Source organism: uncultured Shewanella sp., assembly GCF_947501665.1.
Classification (GTDB): Bacteria; Pseudomonadota; Gammaproteobacteria; order Enterobacterales; family Shewanellaceae; genus Shewanella.
On record NZ_CANMWS010000004.1, the window covers coordinates 17,607 to 41,685 of the forward strand.

Annotated in this window: 19 protein-coding genes; 14 read left to right on the forward strand and 5 right to left on the reverse strand. The window is 38.3% G+C overall.

The features are described from left to right. The first annotated feature begins 11 nt into the window (after window positions 1-11). The 11 genes from Q0976_RS03720 to Q0976_RS03770 all read left to right on the forward strand — a co-directional run bounded on the left by Q0976_RS03720 (window position 12) and on the right by Q0976_RS03770 (window position 12,565). The gene (locus tag Q0976_RS03720) at window positions 12-3,071 is read left to right on the forward strand and encodes an Sden_1164 family protein (protein WP_299491109.1); all 3,060 of its coding nucleotides are present in this window, start codon (window positions 12-14) and stop codon (window positions 3,069-3,071) included. Continuing rightward, entirely contained in the window at window positions 3,061-4,146 is a 1,086-nt protein-coding gene (locus Q0976_RS03725) for a 2-aminoethylphosphonate--pyruvate transaminase (RefSeq protein WP_299491111.1), read from the forward strand. Before Q0976_RS03720 ends, Q0976_RS03725 begins: the two co-directional genes overlap by 11 nt. Before the next feature lie 6 nt (window positions 4,147-4,152). Further along, the gene (locus Q0976_RS03730; protein ID WP_299491112.1) at window positions 4,153-4,989 is read left to right on the forward strand and encodes an isopentenyl phosphate kinase; all 837 of its coding nucleotides are present in this window, start codon (window positions 4,153-4,155) and stop codon (window positions 4,987-4,989) included. Then, window positions 4,983-5,633 (forward strand): hypothetical protein, encoded by a 651-nt coding sequence (locus Q0976_RS03735; protein WP_299491114.1) that lies wholly within the window; start codon window positions 4,983-4,985, stop codon window positions 5,631-5,633. Before Q0976_RS03730 ends, Q0976_RS03735 begins: the two co-directional genes overlap by 7 nt. Before the next feature lie 27 nt (window positions 5,634-5,660). Next, a complete protein-coding gene (locus Q0976_RS03740; protein WP_299491116.1) occupies window positions 5,661-7,361 on the forward strand; it encodes an Sden_1168 family B12-binding radical SAM P-methyltransferase in 1,701 nt (566 codons plus the stop codon). 48 nt (window positions 7,362-7,409) lie between these two features. Next, window positions 7,410-8,183 (forward strand): hypothetical protein, encoded by a 774-nt coding sequence (locus tag Q0976_RS03745; RefSeq protein ID WP_299491118.1) that lies wholly within the window; start codon window positions 7,410-7,412, stop codon window positions 8,181-8,183. A 77-nt stretch (window positions 8,184-8,260) separates the two neighbouring features. Next, a complete protein-coding gene (gene pdxH / locus Q0976_RS03750; RefSeq protein WP_299491120.1) occupies window positions 8,261-8,857 on the forward strand; it encodes a pyridoxamine 5'-phosphate oxidase in 597 nt (198 codons plus the stop codon). A gap of 31 nt (window positions 8,858-8,888) precedes the next feature. Next, the gene (locus Q0976_RS03755) at window positions 8,889-10,223 is read left to right on the forward strand and encodes a serine hydrolase domain-containing protein (RefSeq protein WP_299491123.1); all 1,335 of its coding nucleotides are present in this window, start codon (window positions 8,889-8,891) and stop codon (window positions 10,221-10,223) included. 75 nt (window positions 10,224-10,298) lie between these two features. Then, window positions 10,299-10,562, forward strand: coding sequence for an acyl carrier protein (locus Q0976_RS03760; RefSeq protein WP_299491124.1), 264 nt, complete (start codon window positions 10,299-10,301; stop codon window positions 10,560-10,562). Between the two features lie 3 nt (window positions 10,563-10,565). Continuing rightward, entirely contained in the window at window positions 10,566-11,165 is a 600-nt protein-coding gene (locus Q0976_RS03765; RefSeq protein WP_299491126.1) for a GNAT family protein, read from the forward strand. Next, window positions 11,111-12,565, forward strand: a complete 1,455-nt coding sequence (locus Q0976_RS03770) for a sulfatase-like hydrolase/transferase (protein WP_299491128.1) — start codon at window positions 11,111-11,113, stop codon at window positions 12,563-12,565. The genes Q0976_RS03765 and Q0976_RS03770 overlap by 55 nt, the downstream gene beginning before the upstream one ends. 148 nt (window positions 12,566-12,713) lie before the next feature. On the opposite strand, the gene exeM (Q0976_RS03775) is transcribed toward Q0976_RS03770, so the two are convergent. From exeM (Q0976_RS03775) to Q0976_RS03790, 4 genes are all read right to left on the reverse strand, one after another. Continuing rightward, window positions 12,714-15,380 (reverse strand): extracellular exonuclease ExeM, encoded by a 2,667-nt coding sequence (exeM, locus tag Q0976_RS03775; RefSeq protein ID WP_299491130.1) that lies wholly within the window; start codon window positions 15,378-15,380, stop codon window positions 12,714-12,716. Window positions 15,381-15,695: 315 nt separating this feature from the next. After that, complete coding sequence (gene exeM / locus Q0976_RS03780) at window positions 15,696-18,296, reverse strand: extracellular exonuclease ExeM (protein ID WP_299491133.1); 2,601 nt, start codon at window positions 18,294-18,296, stop codon at window positions 15,696-15,698. Between the two features lie 477 nt (window positions 18,297-18,773). Next, entirely contained in the window at window positions 18,774-19,424 is a 651-nt protein-coding gene (locus tag Q0976_RS03785; protein WP_299491134.1) for a response regulator transcription factor, read from the reverse strand. Window positions 19,425-19,570: 146 nt separating this feature from the next. Then, window positions 19,571-20,167 (reverse strand): DUF2238 domain-containing protein, encoded by a 597-nt coding sequence (locus Q0976_RS03790; RefSeq protein ID WP_299491137.1) that lies wholly within the window; start codon window positions 20,165-20,167, stop codon window positions 19,571-19,573. 149 nt (window positions 20,168-20,316) lie between these two features. Here Q0976_RS03790 and serA point away from each other — a divergent pair, with 149 nt between their 5' ends. The 3 genes from serA to Q0976_RS03805 all read left to right on the forward strand — a co-directional run bounded on the left by serA (window position 20,317) and on the right by Q0976_RS03805 (window position 22,956). Continuing rightward, window positions 20,317-21,546: a phosphoglycerate dehydrogenase gene (gene serA, locus Q0976_RS03795; protein WP_299491139.1), complete on the forward strand. Its 1,230-nt coding sequence runs from the start codon at window positions 20,317-20,319 to the stop codon at window positions 21,544-21,546. A 116-nt stretch (window positions 21,547-21,662) separates the two neighbouring features. Further along, window positions 21,663-22,625 carry a tRNA-modifying protein YgfZ gene (gene ygfZ / locus Q0976_RS03800; protein ID WP_299491141.1) on the forward strand — a complete coding sequence of 321 codons (963 nt, stop codon included), beginning with the start codon at window positions 21,663-21,665 and terminating at the stop codon, window positions 22,623-22,625. Between the two features lie 70 nt (window positions 22,626-22,695). After that, entirely contained in the window at window positions 22,696-22,956 is a 261-nt protein-coding gene (locus Q0976_RS03805; protein ID WP_299491143.1) for a DUF5062 family protein, read from the forward strand. 112 nt (window positions 22,957-23,068) lie between these two features. Here Q0976_RS03805 and Q0976_RS03810 read toward each other — a convergent pair whose 3' ends face one another. Continuing rightward, window positions 23,069-23,620 carry a hypothetical protein gene (locus Q0976_RS03810; RefSeq protein ID WP_299491146.1) on the reverse strand — a complete coding sequence of 184 codons (552 nt, stop codon included), beginning with the start codon at window positions 23,618-23,620 and terminating at the stop codon, window positions 23,069-23,071. Window positions 23,621-24,079: the final 459 nt, after the last annotated feature.

Here is a 24,079-nt window from a genome sequence, read left to right on the forward strand (position 1 = left end):
GATTTAAGATAATGTCTGCAATCAATAATGATCAACCTTGCGTTTTAGCAATAATCGGTGCCGGCCCAACGTGTACCTACGCAATTGAACGCCTAGCCGCTAACTTTAACCATTTTAGAGAAAGGTTACGTCCATGCACCATATACATTTTCGATAAAACAGGGCACTTCGGTTCTGGAGAAGTCCATAGCCCAACTCAATCTAAAACAAGCTTTCTCAACAGAATCGCGGGACAAGTTTGTTTTGCTGCAGATGAATCAAATGTAAACGCAGGGCCGCTTTTACCCCCAAAATACAGATTAACGTTAAGTGAATGGTGCCTAAATAAATACCAAGAAACAAAAGACAACAGATATCAATTGGGGTCTCAAGATTGGCCCAAACGAGCGCTTCATGGAGAAGCCTTAAAAATACATTTTGACGAGTATATTACGTTATTAAATAACCTCGATCATGTAACGGTAAACCTAATAAAGGGTGAGGTATTTGATATAGAGAAAGTTGGCGAACAATTTAAGGTTGTTTCCAATCAACACCCAGACATTTTATGTGATCAATTGCTGCTTGCCACTGGGCACTCTGCTAATCATCCTGAAAGCTCGGCACCATATAAGATCTTAGCGGCTCATGCGCAGCAAAATGAGAATATTGATTTTATCAACTATGCCTACCCTTTGGTTGATAATTTACAAAATATAGATGCTTCTCAAACTGTAGCTGTTCAAGGATTAGGGCTAACCGCAATTGACGTATTCTTGTATTTGACGGAAGGAAGTGGAGGTCAATTCAAAAAGAATAGTTCGCAAGAATATATCTATATTCCTTCTGGTAGGGAACCCAAATTGATTGGGTTTAGCCGAAGTGGACTGTTTACCATGACTCGCCCTCACAATGAAAAAGAAAGAGATATACAAAACCTCGAGCACAAAGGCTTTTTCTTTCATCAACGTATAATTGATCAACTGCGAAAATATCGCGGCATAGGGAAGTTTAACAAATTAGATTTTGAATTACACCTTTGGCCTCTCATACGACTTGAACAATCGTATTTGTATTATAAAACGCTTTTTGGTGAACAATTCGGTGAACATATAAAAAGGACTGTAGGATCCGACGTTGACAGTTTTATCAAGGCGAATTTAGAACACAGCAGAAACGGAGAAAAGGCTGCGCTATATTTTGAAAATATAATTAATGAAGTCGTTGATAATCTTATTCACACAATCGAGTCGATACTCAATCAAACTTATCAATCACCGTCATTATTTACCGATGAGCTTATTCGCTCCGCAGCTATCCACTACTTTAAGTACTATAGCGGCATAAATTTACACACAGAGCTTCAAGGTTCCCCACTCAATTCAAGCGTGTTTTCAATAATATATGAACAACTCACCTCTCCATGGGATCACGACAAGAATATTCGCGCTCATAAATATTCTTGGGAAAAAATCAACCACCCCATTAAAGCCAATCTATCAGGGCCTGAATATACTAAAGCCATTATCGAGTTCATGGAAAAGGACATCAAAAACGCGAAACAGAATAACTTAGACAACCCTGTAAAAGCGCTTTGTGACGGAGTATGGCGAGACTTAAGACAAGTTATGGCTTATGCGATAGACGATGGTGGGTTAACGCCTTCTTCGCATAAAACTTTCCTACATAAATATATGCGGATCCACAATAGGCTTGGTAATGGCGCGAGTTTAGAGGTCATGCAGAAGATGTTAGCGCTAGTAAAAGCAGAAGTACTAGATATTTCATTAGGTTACAATCCTGTCATCAAGACATCCTCAACAAAGGGATATACCATTAGCGATGGTGATGGAAAGCACGCTTTTATCGCAAATATCATTATCAACGCCAAAATACACGAATTTCACGCTGAGAACGATATCACACCTCTATATCAAAATATGTTAGATCGGGGTTTAGTGACTCTTTGGGAAAATAAACATGAAACAGAAAGTCCATTTCAGCCAGGAGGCCTTCAGCTAACCGACCAGTTCAAACCTGTTAACAAAGATGGTATTGCTGAATCAGGTATAACACTATTAGGTCCACCAACAGAAGGGAAATACTTTTTTCAAATAGGGGCCGCAAGACCAAGACAAAACCACCATATCTTTAATGATATTAGTTGTTGGTCAAATCAATTTATCAGTCACTTAAAATATCCGATTAAAGAGACTCATCAACCAACAGTACAAGATTTACGTAAACATGCATCAAAGATTAATCGGACTGCCATTATACTTCTGGCGGGTATTGGAAAAAGAATGGGAAAAGATCTACCCAAATCTCTAATACCTTTTAAAGAACCTGATTCTAATGAATCCTTCACCTTAATAGAAAGAAACATAAGATTACTGAAAGAAAGTGGCATCGATAACTTTGTATTAGTTGTTAATGCTCAAAACAGCCAGCAGTTTAGGCCGTTTGAAAATACCAACGTATCATTAGTGACCAATTATTCGGACGTCAAGCATACCGGTTCCTCTTTAAGTTTAAGCTATGCATTAAACTTTATTGAGGAAAATTCAACTCAATTAGTCGATGAACTTTTTATTCTGGATGGAGACATTATTTTTGAAAAAAAACTAGCAAAATTTATTGTTCAATCCAATCTAGGTTCATCCTTATTCGTCACGCCTAACATATCCAAAGATGAGGAAGAGGTAAGAGTCTATCTACAACAGAACAAACCTAAACTTATTGGTAAAGGAATATCACCGAAAATCGCTAATAAACTCAAATTAGCAGGGGAAAGCTTAGGCATAATAAAAATTGTGGAAAACGACCTATCTTTATTAAAAAATCTCACAACATGGCTGTGTGGCTCTCCCCTATCTCAAAAAGCATTTGGTTACGCCAAAAAAAAATCTGAACACGAAGAAATATGGCAATATTTTTTCAATTTAGAATCACTTTTGATCGTGGCTGTCGACCAGGATATGGTTTTCGCCGAGTGTGATAATCAAGAAGACCTAAGGTATATACAACAAACCCTCCTCGCACAAATCATTAAAAATGATAGACAATTCGAGATGGAACATAATGACTTATAAATTATTTACCCCAGGTCCTTTGTCAACAGCCTCTGAGACTAAAGCGTCTATGTTACATGATTGGCCCTCAAGAGATGTCGATTTTGAAGCCATAACGCGATCTGTTTTAAATAATCTTGAAAAGATTTATCAATTTGACCACGCATATGCCTGTGTTCTTTTACAAGGTCCCTCTACTTTTGCAATTGAAGCTACGATTACCACTCTGGTCAAAAAACAAGAACGTATACTTGCCCTATCAAATGGAGTGTACGGCGATAGGATGTATCAAATAGCGAAATTAGCAGGATACCAAATTGAATTAATTTCACTTCCATTTGACCAACCAATAAATGAAAAGTCTCTCGACAATTTAGATCTCGATTACTCTGAATTTGATTATGTTACTTTTGTCCACTGTGAGACCAGTACGGGAATATTAAATGATATTGTTTGGGCTGATCAATTTTCACATAAAAATAAGTTAAAACTCATTGCTGATACTGTTTCTACATTTGGAGGAATGACTTACCCATCCTTCTCTTCTTCAACCGTCGCATTAATCGGATCAGCCAATAAATGCCTCGAAAGTGTACCTGGAATCACTTTTGTTTTTATAAAAGAAAAACAACTCATTGACTCGAAAGACAACTGTACCTCAATAAGTTTTGATCTATTCAGTCAATGGCAATACATGGAAGAAAAAAGCCAATGGCGCTTTTCACCACCGACTCACGTAGTCGCCGCGTTCAATACTGCTTTAAGCCTTTTTCATCGCCAAGGCGGTGTTAAAGCAAGAGCTAAACGTTATAAACAAAACTATCAATTTCTCACCCAAAAAATGACCTCACTAGGATTCAAAGCATTATTACAAGAATCAACGCACTCCCCGATTATCGTTTCCTACTTGATGGGAACCAATATTGACGACTTTAACAAGCTGTATAGCGAGTTGAAACAAAAAGGTTTGGTCATTTACCCAGGTGTCATCAATAACATTAATTATTTCAGAGTGGGTTGTATCGGTGATATATCCATTAAAGATATTGAATCATTAACATCAGCATTTCAATCTGCCATTAAACAAGAGACCTAATAATCAATGATGCTAAATAATCCTTTAATCATTAAATTGGGCGGCAGTATCATCACGGATAGGCAAAAGCCCTATACCCTAGAAAAAGAAACCTGTCGTCATTTAATAAAAAAAATCAAAAAGCTCAAACAGCAATCAACAAGACCGATAGTATTGATTTTGGGAGGAGGCTCTTTTGGGCACCCTTCTGTTCATCAGTACAATTTAGCGAATGCAGGCAGTTATTCCAATCTCCAACAGTTTTCTAGGTTAACTCTTTCTTTATATCAATTAGTACAGGAGTTTATGGAGGTGGGTTATGAAGAGTCGGTCGATTTTAGTCCATTTCAATCCAACTCTCTATTTGTGAGTCGAAATGGACAAATAGAGCGAGTATTTGATGATCCAATTACAAATTGCTTTAAATTAAACCATATTCCTTTATTAACAGGAGGAGTCGCCTTTGACTTAGAGAAAGGGCAAATGATATTTGGCAGCGATCGAGTTCCTGAACTGATTGCAACTATGTACCCATCAGGGCAAAGTATTTTTGTTTCTGATATCGACGGAGTGTATGACGCATCAAAGAATCAAATATATAAAAGAATCACTCCAACAGATTATGAAGCAATTTGTCATTCTATATTTGAATCTCAAAAATTAGATGTCACCAATGGAATGCAAGGTAAAGTCGATTCAGCAATGCGATTAGTTCACCTAGGAGTCGAATCTGTCATTTGCTCTGTTTCGACTTTCTTGAATCAGGAAACCAAGCAAATTTTAAGTAAAGGCTTAAAAGGTACCTATTTTTCCCCTTATGAAACAGCAATTGATCTCAAGTTTCCAACGGAGGAAAAATGCTAGTAGCACTCACAGGCCCAGATGGCACTGGGAAAAGCACAGTATCAAAAGTCATTAAAGAAGAAGTGTTGAAAACTGGGCAAAAGTTAGAGACAGTTGACCGCTGGGATATATTAAACACATCAAACTTTTCTCAAAGTCGATTTATTCGCTCTCCCTTGAAAGAACTAAAAGAGTGTGTCAGTGAAATGAAAGGCCCCTCACGATTCCTTTTCATTCTCTGGACAATATATAGCGTGCTTGAAGACTATGATCCTGCTTCTCCTACAATCACTTTCATAGACAGTTACTGGATGAAACACGCCGCATCAGAAATAGCCTATGGCCTACCTGAGAGTTTCGTTGAAAATTCTATTGAACTACTACCAAAAGCAGATCTAACCATATGTTTAGATCTGTCGCCTGAAATAGCCTACCAACGTAAGTCAACACCAACAAAGATTGACCTCAACGCTTACGAATGCGGTATGAACTCAAGCCTCTCATGTGAGAGCTTTATTCATCATCAAAATAAAATTAGAAATCAACTTCAAGTATGGAGTCGCAAGCATCATTGGCGAGTTGTCGACGCCTGCGGATCTCCTTCTAACGTAGCAGATTCGGTTTCAACAATAATATACGAATATCTCCATTCGAAACAGTCGTGACAAGTTTAGAGCAAGAGGGAAAAGTCAATGCATAATAAAGGTACAGAGGTTATTCCGGTAAGAGTATTAAAACAAACGGCTCTGGAGAAAAATATCCCTCAAAAAAGTGCACTTCGAGAGTACTTAGGAACAAAAGATGAAACATCCAGCACCCCATGCTCGAGAAAGGCACCTAAGTACCAATCTCTAGGTTCAAAATCTAACAAAGCACTCAGTGTTTTACTTGTATTGCCCCCAATGTGTATGTACGAAGGTGCAGTGAAACGTCTGATACCTCCTCTTGGCTTATGCTATATAGCTGCTAATCTACTGAAGTTTAATCATAAAGTTGATATTTTGGATTGTATCGTCGAAGGCTATAACACTGAAACACTTATCGCACCAAAAATCTATAGACTTGGTATTACTGAAACAGAATTCGCTGCGCGTATCAAAAATAGCGAACATGATGTTATCTGTTTTTCAATGATTTATTCATCGGATATCGACAACCTCTATCAATACGCAAAAATTGTCAAACAAGTCGCAAGTGAGAAAATAGTGGTAGCTGGAGGAATGCACGCCTCAATATACCCTGAACGATTTATTAAAGATGCAGGCTATTATAATGACAAACCCATTATCGACTTTGTCATTCGAGGAGAAGGCGAATTTCGCCTCATTGAATTAATCAAAGATCTGCAGCAAGGACGAGTAAATGTTCATTCAGATGGGTTAGTTGGCTGGAGTGAAGATGAACTATTTATTAACCCTCAGTACGAACAAATCCAAGATTTAGATGATCTTCCTTTTCCAGCCTATCACAAACTACCACTTGAAAAGTACTTCCATCACAATGTCCCTTTTTCACCCTATCCTAGGGGTAATCGCGTTATGCAGATATATACGTCTAGGGGCTGCCCAATTGGATGTACATTTTGTTCAAGTACTAACTTCAATAAAGCCTATCGCGGAAGAAGCGTTGAAAATGTTATCGAAGAAATCAAATACTACCAAAAAAAGTATGGTATCGATGAAATACAGTTTGCAGATGACAACTTAACTTTTGATAAAAAACGCTCAATTGCTTTATTTAACGAATTAGAAAAACTCAACATCAAATGGTGTACACCCAATGGAATTATGCTCAACACCTTAGATGAACAAGTGCTAGATGCGATGATACGTTCAGGTCTCTACCAAATAACCTTATCCTTAGACAGTGGCAACGCCGATACCCTTAAAGAAAAGCATCGCAAACCGGTGAAGTTACAAAGAGTGCCCATTTTAATGGACTACCTGCAAAAAAGAGAAATATTAATGCATGGAACATTAGTCGTTGGCATGCCAGGAGAAACAATAGAAGAAATAGAGAAAGGCTTTAAGTATGTAGAAAAATTACCATTTAATTCTATCAACGTTTTCATTGCTCAAGCTTTGCCTGGTTCTGAGCTTTTTGAAGTTTCACTGCAAAATGGTTCCATTTCTTATGAGGGTTCTCTTTATATTGATACAGCCCAATCGACGCTAAAACTAACCGACATAGATGGCTCCACGCTAGAGCGAATCGTCGAAGCATTTCTAGATGATTACAATCAGAAGATCTATCAACGGGATCCCGTCGCATGGAAGAAAAAATATAAAGAACATCAAGCTAGAATGTCCACAATTTGTATCGGAAAAGCCTCGGCAAATACTGCATCAATTATCAAAGCAAATAATGATCAAGCCAAAACTGTTTGTGCCTAGCACAATAATTAATTGCACCATCAATTCAATCAAAACCAAGGAAAGAAAATGAATGTAGATAACCTAATAGAAGCAAAGACGGAATATGACCAATTCGTCAATGTCGCTCACCTTTCTTTATCTCATAATGGAGACATCCATGACTACCCTAAATATCTTGCCGCCGTGGAGTATGCTGTACATAGGCTAAAACCAGAATTCGACAAAAAGAGTTATGGTGATGCATTTAGAGAAGCCTCCAAGGATGAGCAATGGTTCGCAACATCCCTCGTGACTAACTCTGAACGAGAAGGTGATGGGGCCACCAGACTTTGGTCGATGGCGGCATGCTGCGATAATGAAAAAGAAAAAGAGCTGGTTAAACGCCATGCCGTTGATGAATCGCGCCACTCCACTATGTATTTAAAGATGTTGGATTACACCTTTCCTGATGCAATAGAGCCTGACTTCCGTGCAGAGTTAGAAGAAAAATTGTCACCACATTATGCCTTAACTCAAGAACCTAAAATTGTGGAAAATTCAGAGTATGCCCGCAAACCTTCTATTGACGACTACATTCAAATGAATATCGCTGAAATAAGAACCGCTATGCACCATATGCTGCAAAGAAAAGCGTTAGAAAAGTTTTGCCCTGAGGAAAACCAAGAACGAATGTCCACTATTTCCCGCTCTTTGCTCAAAGATGAATTACTCCATGTGGGTTACACAGCAAAACTCATCGAAGAGAAAGCCGATGAAAATCTCAATGAATTATTTTTAGAAAGATTAAATGATTTCAACGAGATAACTAAAGAAGAGCTTTCACAAAAGATTTTTGACTAAAACCATGTCAAAGATCAGTTCAACAGGCCTATTGATGAATACTCTATAGGCCAAAAATATTCTATGAAAATGTCGAAGTGAACAGGATAATAATGAAAATCAACCCAATAGAGAAATTTCAGGCACTATATAAAGTGGCTCGAGCCGACAGTACCTTACAGCAAAAAGGAGCGATTTGTATTTCAACGCTGGACAGTGACGGCTTTCCTGATTCCAGATTTGTTGATTTAAAAGAAGTAACAGCAGAAGGGTTTGTATTCTGTACAGACTATGAATCAAATAAAGGCAAATCAATTTCCCAAAACAACAAAATTGGTTTAACGGTATGGTGGGAGCATATTGAAACGCAAATTCGTATCAAAGGAAAAGTTTCAAAAGTAAACGCTGAACAATCACAGCAATATTGGTTATCTCGCTCTCGCTCAGCCCAATTAACAACATGGGCATCGAATCAAAGCCAACCTTTATCTCACAGTGTATCTCTTACAAATAATTTAGCAAAGTACTCAAAGGAATTCGAAACAGTTGAGGTTCCAAAACCCCCCATGTGGGGCGGCTACCTTATACGACCTATTCATTTCGAATTTCTTACATTTAGGCAAGATAGAATGCATATACGAGAGGTCATCACGCTAATTGATGAACAGTGGCATAAAAGTTTTTTGCAACCTTAACTCCTCATCTTATTTCTAGGCCTAAATGAAAATGACAAACTCAACTCTACAACACACACTTAACCAATCACTAAAAGAATTTGAATTGCCTGGTGCCTCAGCTATTTTCATTCAAAATGATCATAAAGAATTCGCTCACGCTGGAAACATTTCACTTAATGATGGCAAGTATGACTTTGATACTCAGTTTAGAATTGGTTGTTTGATAAAAGTCCTCACTGCTACTCAAATTATGATGTTAGTGGAAGACAAGCTGATTGATTTGGAACAACCTATCGTCACCTATATCCCCCAATTACAAAGTTCACGATCGGATTATTTATTAAGCATTACGACCAATCAATTATTGCTGCATGGTTCTGGATTAGTAGCCAATTTCCTTTATCAGGATAACAAGCTCACAACCACAAACATTATAGAGGCCGTTTGCCAATATTCTAATCAGGAGCTTTTTGTTTCTGCACCTTCTACACATTCATCATACAGCAATGTTGGCTATGTTTTATTAGCATTATTGATTGAAAAAATACGAAATAAGAGTTGGATAGAAGACTTAAACGAACGAATATTGATTCCATTGGAAATTGCACCAAAAGTACACGAAGAAACTAGCCCCTACTTTGGTGAATGTCTTAATAAAAACTGTCAAGGAACATATGCCTCTTTTGAACCAAAAGAGTTTACCCCAGCCGACGGCGGGCTCCTGTCTTTTAGCGCCAGAGAGCTGATGACTATTGCACAAGTACACTTAAATGGTGGCGTGGGGCCAAATGGTCAACGCATTTTGGCAAAAAAGCACATTGACGCTATGCAGCGTTCAGTCAACCAACTTTCAGGGCCATGGCCTGGCATGCGTGGATTAGGCTATGGCTGGCTGGCTTATGCTGATGGTTCATTTGGATTCAGCGGAGACGGGATCCGGCAACATGTATTAGTTCGAATTCTTCCAGAAACGAAGGCCGCCCTAATAGTCACGGCAAATTACCATTCGGCAGGAGTCTTATTTAATGAACTTTGGAATTATTGTTTAACGCAGATTGAAGGAGAAATGATAAGTCACGAAGGATCTCAACGTCTAGACAAACAGAACTTCAGTATAACAGACTGCTTTTTAAAACAATATTCTGACTCGTTTAGAACCTTTGAAATCAACTGGAAAGGCACTGAAGGAAACGTAAAAGTTTCATCCGTTCAACCAAATCTTTTCGGAGATCATAAACAAGTTGAACTTATCCATGTTAATGATAATCACTTCGTCGCACCAGAGTTAGGCGTATTCAGCAATTTATGGTTGATGACCGAAAAACTCGGTGAAAACGAAAACGGGATTCTTTGGAACGGTGTTTCTATGCTAAGAAGCCTATAATTCCAATCCTAGACTCACACACGATAGCAACACTTAAGTTAAACTTAGCAACTTAAAACATAAGGTTGAATGAAAATGACCCGCTTACCTGAAAGCTTAGAAAACAGTACAGAATACAAACTTAAACATTTGTGGATGGAATTAGTCGGCGCAGAGCCACAGCAAGATACCTCTTTTTTTACACTAGCGGCAAACTCACTGGATATAGTAAAGCTAAAGCAGTTTATATACCGAGAGTTTGAAGTAGATATCTCAATCAGTGATTTATATAAATCTAAAGTCTTTAGCGAACAATTACAGCACCTAAATTCCTTATTAATGCAAAAAGGAGCGATTTAGCATATGTTACAACGAGTGCCAAAACAATTTTTGGAAGGGAAAAAGGTACGTTTGGAATTGCTGTCACATTGCCACAGGCAGTCACTCATTGAAGCAATTAAAGACGGTAAATTATGGCAAATAACAGAAACCATGGTTCCAAACGAGGAAGAAGTCGCTGACTTTATCGACAAGGCTCAAATTGAGCATGCCGATAATACGGCTTTTGTTTACGCAATTGTAGACAAAGAAAGCAATAGCGTCGTGGGATCTTCACGGCTAATGAATATCAATTCCGCACATAGAAAAGTTGAAGTCGGATATACATTTATTGCAGCTTCTTGGCAAAAAACCTATGTTAATACAGAGACGAAACTATTATTGCTGACCCTTGCATTCGAATCGATGAAAGTCCATAGGGTTGAGTTTTCTATAGATTCAAAGAACTTTGCTTCTCAAAAGGCGATAGAAAGAATAGGAGCAATTCGAGAAGGAACACTTCGCAATCATATGATTCTCAGAAATCATAGAACAAGACACACCATCATTTACAGTATAATTACGGCTGAATGGAATCAAGTAAAAATGCGACTACAAGACAACTTAAAAACAAAAATACCTTGAACATGAATGTAATCCTAATCTGCGTCGATCAAATGCGTGCAGACACTATTGCTGCTCTGGGCAACAACCAAATAAATACACCGAATTTAGATAATTTAATTCATGAGTCATTCGTGTTTTTGAATCATTACAGTGCAGGGTCGCCCTGTGGACCAGCCAGAACCAGCCTTTTTACAGGACAGTACCCTAGCACTCATGGTTCTTTCCACAAGAGTCGGCCGTTGCAAAGTGAAACGAACCTAGCATTAGAGCTGAAAAAACACCAGATCCCGTCGTCTCTGTTTGGTTACACAGATACAACATATTCGACTTTATCTCAAAAGAGCGAAGACATAATGTCTGGATTTAATGTCCAAACTTATATGAATTTGCACGAAGTCGGGTTACAAAGTTGGATGAAATTCTTGAGAAAACAAAATATATCTGTTCCCACAAAGGCAATGGATATTTATAAGTTACCAATATTACCATACGATTCATCAAACAGTGACACCGCTTTTCTAACAGATCAGGCGATCAATTTCATTAATAATCATCAATCATTCGGTTTTTTACATTTGGCTTATTTTCGACCTCACCCACCATTTGTTGCACCTAATCCCTTCTCAAACAGCTATCAAGATCTTGTTATTAAAAAGCCTTCTACAAGATTAGAAGACTTTATTTCGATGCATCCACTCCATCACGCCCTCTTTGAAAACGTCTATGGTCAACAATTTCAAGGTCTTCATCCCAGAACAATCGAAAAACAACTTTTAGCTAAATTCGCATCAGATCAAGCAGAATATTATGCGCTTATCTCTGAATTAGATCTTCATATAGGCCGACTCATCGGTTGCCTTAAAGATAAAAACCTATTTGACGACACTATGTTTATTTTCACCAGTGACCACGGCGAATTATTAGGAAAGAACTGGCTTTATGAAAAAGGGGGATATTTTGACTCATCTTTTCATGTACCTTTAATTTTTAAGCTACCTAAATCTATTAAAAAACGCTCCCCAAAAATATTTACCGAACCTTATACCAGTTCGATTGACTTAATGCCCACAATATTAACATTATTAGGTATTTCCATTCCCAAAAATGTCCAAGGCCAGTCTTTCTCTAATCTAATGGTAAAAAGTGAAAACAATCATAAATACAGAACAAAAGTTTGTTTTGAAAACTTCGATTATATAGACAAAGTCCATTTCAACAGAAGCGCTGTGATCAAAGATAATGATTACAAATATGTTCATTGTTCACATTACGATGACCTCTTTTTTGATCTTAACCTAGACCCATCAGAAAACCAAAATTTAGCAAAAATACCACGCTATGCTTCACTTATTGATGAATATAAAAATGCCCTAAAGCATGAGCAGCTATTATCCATTAAAGAGTGCTTTAAAACATAAAGACGCAAACAAGGTTAAAAAGGAACATTACCATGAAAATATTTGATACCAACCTGAGTAAATCCTGAGTAAATAACGTAAAAAAGTCATGCCCATCCAACTCAACAAAAAAGGGAGCCTAAGGCTCCCTTATATAAAATAATGTGTTTTAACGCTTACGACGCGACAGTCCAAATAAAGACAATAAGCCTAAACCTAAGAACCCAAGTGAACCACCATCACTGGTTGGCTTATTTTCAGGCTCAACTTCAGGCTCAATCTCAGGCTCTTCCTCTGTATAATTCAGTGCAATGATCACAGGATCATGATCTGACGCTGAAAATGCATTTTCAGACTTTTCAAGTGTACCGGTGTACTTGCTTGAATATTCAAACAGATTCGACTCAACCGAGTTGATATGCCAATCTTCAATGGCCACCATACGCTCAGCAACACTGGCATTACCTAAAGCATGATCCAAATTACCTAACTCGCCATTATAAGTGTACGAATAGGTCGCCGCCCCGTGAGCTTGAGTATTCAAATTAATAAAGCCGTAGCCTTGCTTGATCTCACGAGCTTCGATATCAAAAGGCTCACCGCCTAATGTGGTGTGAGAAGCAGTATAAATTGCATTATCTGAGGTTTCTGCATCATAATCGGTTAACACTCGAACTGGATCTTCCATACCGTAAGCATTCAAGTCACCGATAATCAGAATATCCCCTTCGACATCACTTAAGGCATCCCCAATAACGGTCGCCGCTGATACACGAAACTCATTACAACGTCCCTGTAAATCAGCTGGATCATCACTTTCCTCACCTGCAATCCAATCTTCTAAACACGCCGAGCCTTTAGATTTTAAATGGTTAACAACAACCGTTAAGCTTTCATCATTAATGGTGAAGGTCTGAGCTAAACTATGACGTTGATATTTTTCATATGCAGGATTCGCTTCAGCTTTACCGTCGTTAATACGTGCAATGATAGCTTCAGGTACATGCTGCTCAGGCGTTTCAATGACTAAGGCCTCTCCTGCTGGCGTCACAGTACTTGGACGATACAATAAGCCCACCGCAATGGCATCAGAGCCTAAATATTGGCCTTCGTCTTTATCCGCATCAGTAATTTCAATGAACTGATAAGCTTGTTCTTTCTCAAGCCCAGAATTCAATGCTGTTAATAAGTTTTGAATCGCACTATTCTCACCAAAACCATTATTTTCAATTTCCATTAAGCCAACAATATCGGCATTCATGGCTAAAATTGCATTCACAATTTTCGTGCGCTGAAGGATCATGTCCTCTTCAGATTCGGCACCGCGATTACCACCTGAAGGATTTTCATCTCCATCAATAGCATAGGTAAAGAAGTTTAATACGTTAAAGCTGGCAACACGAATATCACCTAATGAAGCCACCTCTGGGATCTCAACTCTATCGTTATTATGAATAAAATTGGTTTCTTCCAGCGCATTGGTCACCACAAAACGATACTTGCCATAACCATAGCTCACCACACCTTCTACATCGGCGATGGTATCCCCCACACGAATATAACCGGTTTCGGCATTAAACTCGCTAAAATAAGGGACTTCACCTGAACCCGCTTTATAATCTGACTCAATAAACAATTGATTTTGGCTATTCGTTTCTGCTAATGCTATGGCCTCTTCAGATAATGGCGCATACACTTGCGTTGGCTTCATAAGAGGCGCTTTATGGGACAACACCATGTTGTTACGACCCGCATCATAATCGTAACTAAAACTGCGACTCACCAATAATTCACTAGTCGCTTCAAGCTTAATCTTCATGCCTTCGAAACGCTCAAGCGCTTCGGCTAAGCTATCACCTTCATTGACATAAAAGCTGGTTGCCGCAAGCACATCGCCTTGCTCACCCACTTCCATTTTTTGCTCATCTTTAATATCAATTTGCGTCAGGCCGTAATATTCTTTGACTAAGCCTTGCACACACACTTCAACGCCAGGTTGAATACTGTCAGGGGCAGCTTCACCTAAATACACAAAAATACCATCAGAGGTTTCATCTAACCCGTCACCAGTGGCTTCTTGTAAATAGAAACCCTTGTATAAACTCTCCCCGCGCGTAGTCACAATCCCTTTTACCGTCACTTCAACAGCGGATTCAAATTGCGATTCCTCTAAAACGTCATCGTCATCTTTAATAATAAAAGGACTATAGTCCCCTGAGCCTTGAACGTTATAAATCGGCAATACCATTTGCCCATCACACGTAAACGGCACTTCTTCTACAGGCGTTTCAATGGGTGTATCACCGTCAGTTGCGCCAGCAAAAGACCCTAAACCTGAAAACGTACCTTTATCCAGTGTGGTCCACTGACTCTCTTCAAAGGCGGCGCTGCCACTGGTGACATCACTGCTGCGCGCTAAGGTGACATCACGACCCCAATCGTCACTAGAGCCAATTTCTCCCATCACATCAACAGCTACATCACCATTAAATAGCACGACGGCATCATTACCATTAAAACCTAAACTTGCTTCTAACACATCAACCGATGCATCGAGTCCTAAATCCGCGCCTAGATTTGCAATCACTTTAACGGCACCAGCTTCTAGTTGACCTTCAAGTGTAAAAACATTCGTCGCATCTGTATTGCCATTATTATAATTTGCTAAGCTATAGTTTGATAAATCAACGGCAACTTCACCGGAGTTATAAAGCTCAATGGCTTTATTATTTCCGCTCTCTTCAACATATTCAGTGATGATCACATCTGCTTGCGTTAATGTGGGTAACATAGCAGCAACGGCCGCCGAAATAATGGTCATTTTTGTATTATACATTTGGATTCAACCCCAGTTTTTATCATTAAATCGCCCATTGTGTGTTGGACGTAGGCGGGATTGTCACAGACTTTAACTGTTAACAAAAGGTAAAATAAAATATTTTTAAGACAAAGAATAACTATGAAAGAACAAAATAAAATCAAAACCCAAACAAACCATACATTTAGTTAACAATGAAACGCTAATATAAAGATGCCACTGTTTTTTTAACCGAAGAAATAATCGCCATAAAAAAGGGAGCAATACGCTCCCTTATTCATAATCATAGGTGTTTTATCTCACATTGTTATCCATTTTGAACTATCACATTAGCTATCTCCAAAAGCTCCAACGCGAGAAAAACTGAATAATACGCTCAATGATCTGTTCGATAATTGAAGACTCTGGCTCCGGTTCAACTTCAGCCTCTTCATAAGCTAACGCAATAATCACAGGATCATGATCTGATGCAGAAAAAGCATTATCAGACTTTGCAAGCCCACCAGTATATTCACTTGAATACTCAAACAAAGTCGACTCAACGGAATTAATATGCCAATCTTCAATGGCCACCATACGTTCAGCCACACTTGCATTACCTAACGCATGATCTAGGTTACCTAATTCACCACTAAACGTATAAGAGTAAGTGGTTGTGCCATGAGCTTGTGTATTAAGGTTTATAAAACCATAACCTTGTTCAATTTTACGTTTATCAGCATCTAAGACTTCCCCAGCTAATGTGGTATGTGATGCAGTATAAATATCATGACTTGATGCAGTTGCATCATAGTCCGTTAATACGCGAATAGGATCTTCCAACCCATAAGCATTCATATCACCAATAACAAGAATATCACCCTCAATTGCTTTTAGTGCATCACCAATCACCGCAGCAGCAGATACGCGAAATTCATTACAGCGACCTTGTAAATCGGCCGGATCATCATTCTCTTCACCTTCAATCCAGTCCTCTAAACAAGCAGATCCTTTAGATTTGAAGTGATTGACCACCACAGTTAAAGATTCACCGTTAACAGCAAAGGTTTGTCCTAAACTATGACGTTGGTATTTATCATACGCAGGGTTGGACTCTAAATTATCCCCTTCACCACGAGTCACCAGCCCTTCTGCCGCATGTTGCTCCGGAGTTTCAATAACAAATGCATCACCTTGAGGTGTAACATTGGCAGCGCGATACAATAAACCCACGGCAATGGCATCTGAACCTAAATAGCTTCCTTGATATTTATCACTATCAGCAATTTCAATAAACTGATATTGCGCTCCTTCATCAAGTTCGTTATTTAATGCCGTTAATAAGTTTTGAATAGCGCTATTTTCACCATAACCATTATTTTCAATTTCCATCAAGCCAACAATATCGGCATTCATGGCAATAAGCGCATTCACGATTTTAGTGCGCTGTAAAATCATCTCTGCTTCAGTCTCTGCTCCACGGTTACTGCCTGTCGGGTTGGCATCGCCTTCAATAGCATCGGTGAAGAAGTTCAAGACGTTAAAGCTCGCCACACGAATATCACCAACAGATGCTGTTACAGGCGTATCGAGACGATCATCAAGGTGAATAAAATCTGTTTCAACGAGGTTATTGGTAGCCACTAAGCGATACTGATCATAACTGTATGTCACCACGCCTTCTAAATTAACCAACTGATCACCAATTCGAATATAGCCAGTCTCAGCATTGAAATTATCAAAATATGGCACCACGCCATCATCAGCTTTAAAATCTGATTCAACAATCAATTGATTGATACTGTTTGCAGCAGCCAATGCAATGGCTTCATCTGAAAGTGCAGAATAAACCTGTGTCGGCTTCATCAAAGGGGCTTTATGTGACAGCACCATATTATTGCGGTAAGCATCGTAATCGAAACTAAAATTACGAGTGACTTTCATTTCACTCGCCAAATCTAATTTGATATTCATGCCTTCAAAACGCTCTAATGCTGTGTCTAAACTTTCGCCTTCGGACACATAAAAAGCGGTTGCAGCAAGGATTTCCCCTTGTTCACCCACCTCCATTTTTTTATCATCTTTTATATCTATTTGCGTAAGGCCATAATATTCTTTCACTAAGCCTTGTACACAAACCTCGACACCTGGCTGAATAGTATCAGGAGCCGCTTCATTCAAGTAAACAAAAATACCATCAGAAGTCTCGCTCAGGCCGTCACCTTCAACGTCTTGCAAATAAAAGCCTTTAAATAAACTTTCGCCGCGAGCTGTTACCACCCCTTTAATAGTCACTTCATCTGTTGACTCATATGCCCCTTCTTCAACCAGTGGACTCGAATCTCCGTCACCTTGTACAATATAAATTGGAGTAAGAGTAGCGCCTTCACAGGTAAAAGGATCTTCAACAGGCACATCTGTATCTGTATCGTTTATAGTGCCTAAGCCAGAAAAAGTATCTTTCGCTAATGTCGTCCACTGGCTATCAATAAAAGCGGCACTGGCACTCAACGCATCTTGATTACGTTGCAATGTGACATCTTTCCCCCAACTAGACGTTGTTGGTACACTGCCCACAATATCAATAACGGTATCGCCATTTAGGAGCGCAACCGCATCTCCCCCATTAAAACTAAGGCTGGCAGTAACCGTATCAACATCCTCACCTAAGCCTAAATCAGCGCTAGCATGTGCAAATACTTTTACCGCGCCAGCTGCAATTTGTTGCCCATCAAGCGAAATAGCATCACTTGCCTCTGTCGCACCATCTTTATAGCGAACAAGAGTGTAACCCGTTAAATCCGCACTCGTTTCGCCAGTATTATAAAGTTCTATTGCTTTATTAAAGCTACTCCCCTCTACGTATTCACTGATAATGATTTCGGCTTGTGCCAAATTTGGCAACACCGCAACCACGGCGAGTGAAGCAATGCTTCTTTTTATTTTCATGCTCATTGTTATCAACCCTACTTCTTTTATTATTGTGCCACTCAATATAAAACTGAGTGTGAATTAATTGTCACAGACTTATGTGTCAAAAAAAAGATAACAACAAATAATTTACAGTTTAATTGGGGCGGAATATAAGGTTCAAAAATAACTTTAGCTAAGCAAGTAAAAAAGGAGATTAAAAAAATTAAACAAGAAAATAATCTAATAATATGAATATAAATAAGTTATTACTCATCCATAGTGGAATGACCTAAATCGCGGGCATATTTTCTTTATAAATAAAAATTTAAATTAAGCCTAAAATAATCTATGTAAATATCTAGACCCGTTTGATATTTAATCAAACTAGACACATTAAAATAGTTATATTGAGTGAAAATTGAATTAAAAAATCCTAAAAAAGATAATCACTTAACGATACAAGTTGATACACAATCTTGTAACAAGTTAAGTAAAGATAATGCACCCATAAGAAAAACATTAAAAATGACTTTGAAAGGTCTGAGCCCAACGTAATAATTCAACACGATTTCTCGACTCTGTTTTACGATAAATAGATGATAAATGCGCCTTAACAGTATGCTCACTAATACAAAGACGCTCAGCAATTTCTTTATTTCTTGCACCACTGGCCACTAATTGAATAATTGTTTTCTCTCGAGTCGTTAGCAAATGCAATGCTGCAACCGATTGAGGCGATAAACCAGCAGCAGGATCTGACTGCTCAATTAAATGACGGTATACCTTACTTAATAACGGTCTTTCATACCAAAGTTCATTGGCTATCATTTTACGTAAAGCCGTTAATAGTAAATCCATCCTTTGATCAGCAAACAAAACACCTCGAATCCCTAGCATAAGCGCAGATTCAGAGTCTAATGTATCTCTTTCGACACAATACAAAGCAACCGGCACATGTTGGACAAGCTTCACAGCAACTAGAGGGATCCCATTATTATTTAAAGCCGCTTTTTGCTGAGCAATAAGGTAAAAGCTACTTTTATTTTCAACTTCCAATTGTTCGACCCTACTCACAACCCGCGTTTTAAAACCAATTGACTCAGCTAAAATAGCAAGATGGCAGGGAGTCGTCATCTGATGAAGAAACACTAATTCATCGATATCTTCCATATTGGTACCTTCCACTTCTAATAGGGAGGATCTTTTCTAAAATATGTTTAACAATGAGTCTTTAGTATAGGACAGGACAAGCGTTTTACCCAAGTGGGTGGTATCGACACCCACTGCCCCTTTAAATTTGCTTAACGTATTGAAAATTAAATTTTTGCTATTTGCGTATCTTGATACTTAGACAACAACACTAACGCGACTATGCCGCCAATCAATGCCATCAACATATCCGATTGAGTATCCCATATATACCCTTGTGTCCCTAAAAATGCTTCCGCCCCCTCGCCTGTTGCAGCAGCAACCCACCATTCGATTAATTCATAAAAGGCTGACAGAGCTAATACAAAGCAACAAATTAAAAAAGGTCGCCAAAAACTCAACTTAATCACATTGAGACGAATAAACACTTCTCGAGCAAGCATCGCTGGAATAAAGCCCTGCGCAAAATGACCAACCTTGTCATAATTATTTCGCCCAGATCCCGTCACTTCAGCGATCCAATCAAATAATGGGACTTCGGCATAAGTATAGTGGCCTCCTACCATCAAAATGATGCAATGAAGTAAAATCAACACATAAGATAATGTGGTCAACTTAAAGGTTTTAAACGTAAAAAATAAAATGGGTATAGCAATCAAAGCAGGCAAAACTTCTAAAAACCAAGTAAACTGATCTTTAGGGTTAACCCCTGACCATATCAAAACAATTAAATATATAATTAACCACAAGAGCTTGTTATGCAAAATAATTTCTCCTTAGATAATATTGTTCTAAATGTAAAACAAACACTTTAGCCATCTAGCCCTCCACACTGTAAATAAAAAATGTTACTTTATACACAAATCACAACAGATACTCGCTGAAATCAACCCACTTAAAAGGTACTCACATCATGGCGCAATACTCGCTGGAAAAGGATAAAATTAAAATCCTGCTATTAGAAGGCGTTCATCAATCAGCTATTGACGTATTTCAACGCGCTGGCTATACCAATATTGAATACCATAAAGCCTCATTAGGAGAAGAAGCTTTACAAATAGCCATCAAAGATGCGCACTTTGTAGGATTACGTTCCCGCACTCAATTAACCGAAGCTGTGCTCAATAAAGCCGAAAAGCTGGTCGGTATCGGTTGCTTCTGCATTGGCACTAATCAAGTTAATTTAAAAGCCGCTGAAAAGCGGGGTATTCCAGTATTTAACGCACCTTTTTCCAATACCCGAAGTGTTGCTGAACTCGTGCTTGGCCAAGCTATCATGCTTCTTAGAGGCATTCCGAAACGAAATGCTGCCGCTCACAGAGGCGAATGGCTTAAAAATGCCATTGGTAGCTTTGAAGCCCGTGGTAAAACATTAGGCGTTATTGGCTATGGACATATTGGTACCCAATTAGGTATTTTAGCCGAAACCTTAGGCATGAGGGTCATCTTCTTTGATATTGAAGATAAGCTACCGTTAGGTAATGCACAGCAAGTACACTCATTAGCATCACTTTTATCCAACGCTGATGTCGTGAGCTTACACGTCCCCGAGACCAAGCAAACAAAAGACATGATAAGTGAAAAAGAATTCTCCTTGATGCGTAAAGGCAGTATCTTTATCAATGCTTCTCGCGGTACCGTTGTTGATATTCCTGCCTTAGCAAATGCGATAGAATCAGATCACCTAGCTGGCGCAGCCATTGATGTTTTTCCAATTGAACCTAAGTCTAATAAAGACGAGTTTATCAGCCCGCTACGCGGACTAGACAATGTCATTTTAACCCCCCATGTGGGTGGCAGTACTTTAGAAGCACAAGAGAATATCGGTATTGAAGTCGCAGGAAAGCTCGCCAAATATTCTGATAATGGCTCAACAATGACAGCCGTTAATTTCCCAGAGGTCTCCCTCGCACAACATACTGGCACCTCAAGGTTATTACATATCCATCATAATAAACCTGGCATCTTAATTAAAATTAACCAAGCTTTTTCTGAGCAAGGAATTAACATTGCCGCGCAGTACCTACAAACAACAGCTGATATCGGTTACGTAGTAATGGAAGTCGATTCTGAACACGGTAATAAAGCCCTTGAACAAATGAAACTCATTGAAGGGACGATTAGAGCGCGTTTATTGCGTTAGAGAAAACACAAAAAGCACGATGTAAATCGTGCTTTTTCATCTTAAGCATATTGCACCAAACTCAATTACGGTTACAATCGATAAACTTGCAAATGGACAATATGTCGGAACACTTTATGACCCCCCCTCAAACGCCATCCAATAAAGCCGTAAATAAGCATTCTACAGAGTTAAACATTAGTCCACTCACTCATTTAAGCTTAATGAAAATCACGGGAAAGCAAAGACATAGCTTTATTCAAGGGCAAGTCACAACCGATATTGATACATTAGGACTAGACGAATGGCGCTGGGGCGCACATTGTGATCCTAAAGGAAAAATGTTGGCCAGCTTTCGCGCTTTTAATATTGATAATGCCCTGCTCATGTTGATGCCAAAAACAACATTACAAGCTGATTTACCCCAACTGGCAAAATATGCAGTATTCAGTCAAGTTGAACTCACTGACGCCAGTGAAGAATATTCACTTCTTGGTATTAGTGGCCCGAAAGCAACAACCTGGATAAATACACAATTTGGCCATATAACATCCAGAGTGACACGAATTGAAGACACCATTATTCTTCAAGATGATACTCGGTTTATTCTCGTCATGCCAACTAATGATGCCCGAAAAATAATCGATAACAACACAGGCTCAATTACAACAAAAGAAACATGGCAAGCATTGGAAATAAACTCTGGTTATCCCAATATTGATGTTTCTCATCAAGGGCTATTTGTTCCTCAAATGTGTAACCTACAAGCCATCGATGGTATCAGCTTTACCAAAGGCTGCTATATGGGCCAAGAAACCATTGCCAGAATGAAATATCGAGGCGGAAATAAACGCGCGCTTTACATCATTACAGGCTCCACAGAGCAAAACATTTCACTTGAGAGCCAATTAGAAATTGCCTTAGATGAACAACAATATCGTAATGCCGGAAAAATAATTGAATATTTTCAAGAGGGCAGTAAAGTATTATTAACAGCGGTATTGGCAAATGATACTAACACGGATTCAATATTACGTTTCCAAGGTGATACTCAGGCTCATTTACATATACAAGCTTTACCCTATTCATTAGATGAATAAATACGCTCAATCGAATATAAATCATTCAGAAATTTAGTCCCAAAAATCGCGACAAACAGGGAAACAACATATGAAAACAGGCAAAAATGATGGCAAACTGTTAAAACTCGCAATAGAAATTGGCGTCGGTTACGCTAAAAAACGAGGCTTTTCCGACTTTGATAAAGGTATTTCCCCTAAAGATAAAGTCGAGTGTATTTATCGCCTCCTAGTCAAAGATAAATTAATACAACCTCTTGCAACGGATAAAGAAGATGGTCCAAACATGAAACACAAACTGATTTTGTGGATAAGTCGGCAGTTACCTGAAGAGCACCCATTATTAAAATAACATCTTCCCTTACACTGATAAAATGGGGGAAATAACTTCCCCCACAAAGAGTTACCAAGAAAAAAGTATAGTGAATCTTTGCCTTTGAATCGACTCTGACCCTCTAAGACATTTATGCATTATACAGTTGATAAGTATAAATGCCGCCATCACCAATACTATCAAACTCAACAGCAATACAATCTTGGTTAGTATCCCTGTTCACATTAAACATATAATGAATATAAGTATCAAACTTTCGCTTTTTTATCTCAGACGAAAAAGCAAAATCATTACCTGATACTTGTGCTAGAGATGTCGGTATTTGATTATTATCAACATCCCTAGCCGAGATCACCTTTAATTCTTTTCTAATAAGATCAATCGATACACAAGCCATCCCATTTCGGTTATCCCCATGATCATCATTAAAAAAAGTCAGCTCTATATAAACATGACCAATATTATTATTAGAAGATTTAAAACGATTCAAGGTACTTGAAATAATATAAGTCAACGGTGAAGTCTTACCAAAGAGGTAAAAATCATGAATATCATTTCTAAAAAAGCCACGGCGCATAAAGTCGTATGGACAGCCTTTAACTGCAATTTCTCCAACATGTTTAAATCCATTGATATCAGTAATATCCTGATGTTGATTCGCCTTTACATTAGATATGTACATCAAAGTGTCTCTCAAAGAAATAGCATGAATATCCAAACAAGCATATTCAATATTGGTTTTAAGTTAATTATTGTTTTATTTATGTTAATAACATTAATGTTAAACGAATTATTTGAACAGAGTATTCTTTTATGAAAAATACCACAAGATAATATCATAGTTGTACATTATAAATAAACTTAAAGCCCCTATTATTTACAATAATAAACATAAAGATACTAACACATCAAAATGTCTCTTTAGGAAAAAAGGCCGTTATATCGGTAAATTTAGAAATAAAAGAATCAATAATCAAATAAAAAAGGCAAGCTAGTCAATTATATGTTTATTTGAATATTTCAATGAACAATGACGATTAAATGACAAGTTATGCGTTATAGACAAAACCCTTACCATAAAAAATACCCACTTTCAATACAATATTAAAAGTGGGTAATATTATCAGTTCAATATACTAAC

Excerpts from the sequence above, each read along its gene's own strand:
- Q0976_RS03720 (WP_299491109.1), top strand. The coding sequence starts at position 12 with ATGTCTGCAATCAATAATGATCAACCTTGCGTTTTAGCAATAATCGGT.
- Q0976_RS03725 (WP_299491111.1), top strand. The coding sequence starts at position 3,061 with ATGACTTATAAATTATTTACCCCAGGTCCTTTGTCAACAGCCTCTGAG.
- Q0976_RS03730 (WP_299491112.1), top strand. The coding sequence starts at position 4,153 with ATGATGCTAAATAATCCTTTAATCATTAAATTGGGCGGCAGTATCATC.
- Q0976_RS03735 (WP_299491114.1), top strand. The coding sequence starts at position 4,983 with ATGCTAGTAGCACTCACAGGCCCAGATGGCACTGGGAAAAGCACAGTA.
- Q0976_RS03740 (WP_299491116.1), top strand. The coding sequence starts at position 5,661 with ATGCATAATAAAGGTACAGAGGTTATTCCGGTAAGAGTATTAAAACAA.
- Q0976_RS03745 (WP_299491118.1), top strand. The coding sequence starts at position 7,410 with ATGAATGTAGATAACCTAATAGAAGCAAAGACGGAATATGACCAATTC.
- Q0976_RS03755 (WP_299491123.1), top strand. The coding sequence starts at position 8,889 with ATGACAAACTCAACTCTACAACACACACTTAACCAATCACTAAAAGAA.
- Q0976_RS03760 (WP_299491124.1), top strand. The coding sequence starts at position 10,299 with ATGACCCGCTTACCTGAAAGCTTAGAAAACAGTACAGAATACAAACTT.
- Q0976_RS03765 (WP_299491126.1), top strand. The coding sequence starts at position 10,566 with ATGTTACAACGAGTGCCAAAACAATTTTTGGAAGGGAAAAAGGTACGT.
- Q0976_RS03770 (WP_299491128.1), top strand. The coding sequence starts at position 11,111 with ATGGAATCAAGTAAAAATGCGACTACAAGACAACTTAAAAACAAAAAT.
- exeM (WP_299491130.1), bottom strand. The coding sequence starts at position 15,380 with ATGTATAATACAAAAATGACCATTATTTCGGCGGCCGTTGCTGCTATG.
- exeM (WP_299491133.1), bottom strand. The coding sequence starts at position 18,296 with ATGAGCATGAAAATAAAAAGAAGCATTGCTTCACTCGCCGTGGTTGCG.
- Q0976_RS03785 (WP_299491134.1), bottom strand. The coding sequence starts at position 19,424 with ATGGAAGATATCGATGAATTAGTGTTTCTTCATCAGATGACGACTCCC.
- serA (WP_299491139.1), top strand. The coding sequence starts at position 20,317 with ATGGCGCAATACTCGCTGGAAAAGGATAAAATTAAAATCCTGCTATTA.
- ygfZ (WP_299491141.1), top strand. The coding sequence starts at position 21,663 with ATGACCCCCCCTCAAACGCCATCCAATAAAGCCGTAAATAAGCATTCT.
- Q0976_RS03805 (WP_299491143.1), top strand. The coding sequence starts at position 22,696 with ATGAAAACAGGCAAAAATGATGGCAAACTGTTAAAACTCGCAATAGAA.
- Q0976_RS03810 (WP_299491146.1), bottom strand. The coding sequence starts at position 23,620 with ATGTACATATCTAATGTAAAGGCGAATCAACATCAGGATATTACTGAT.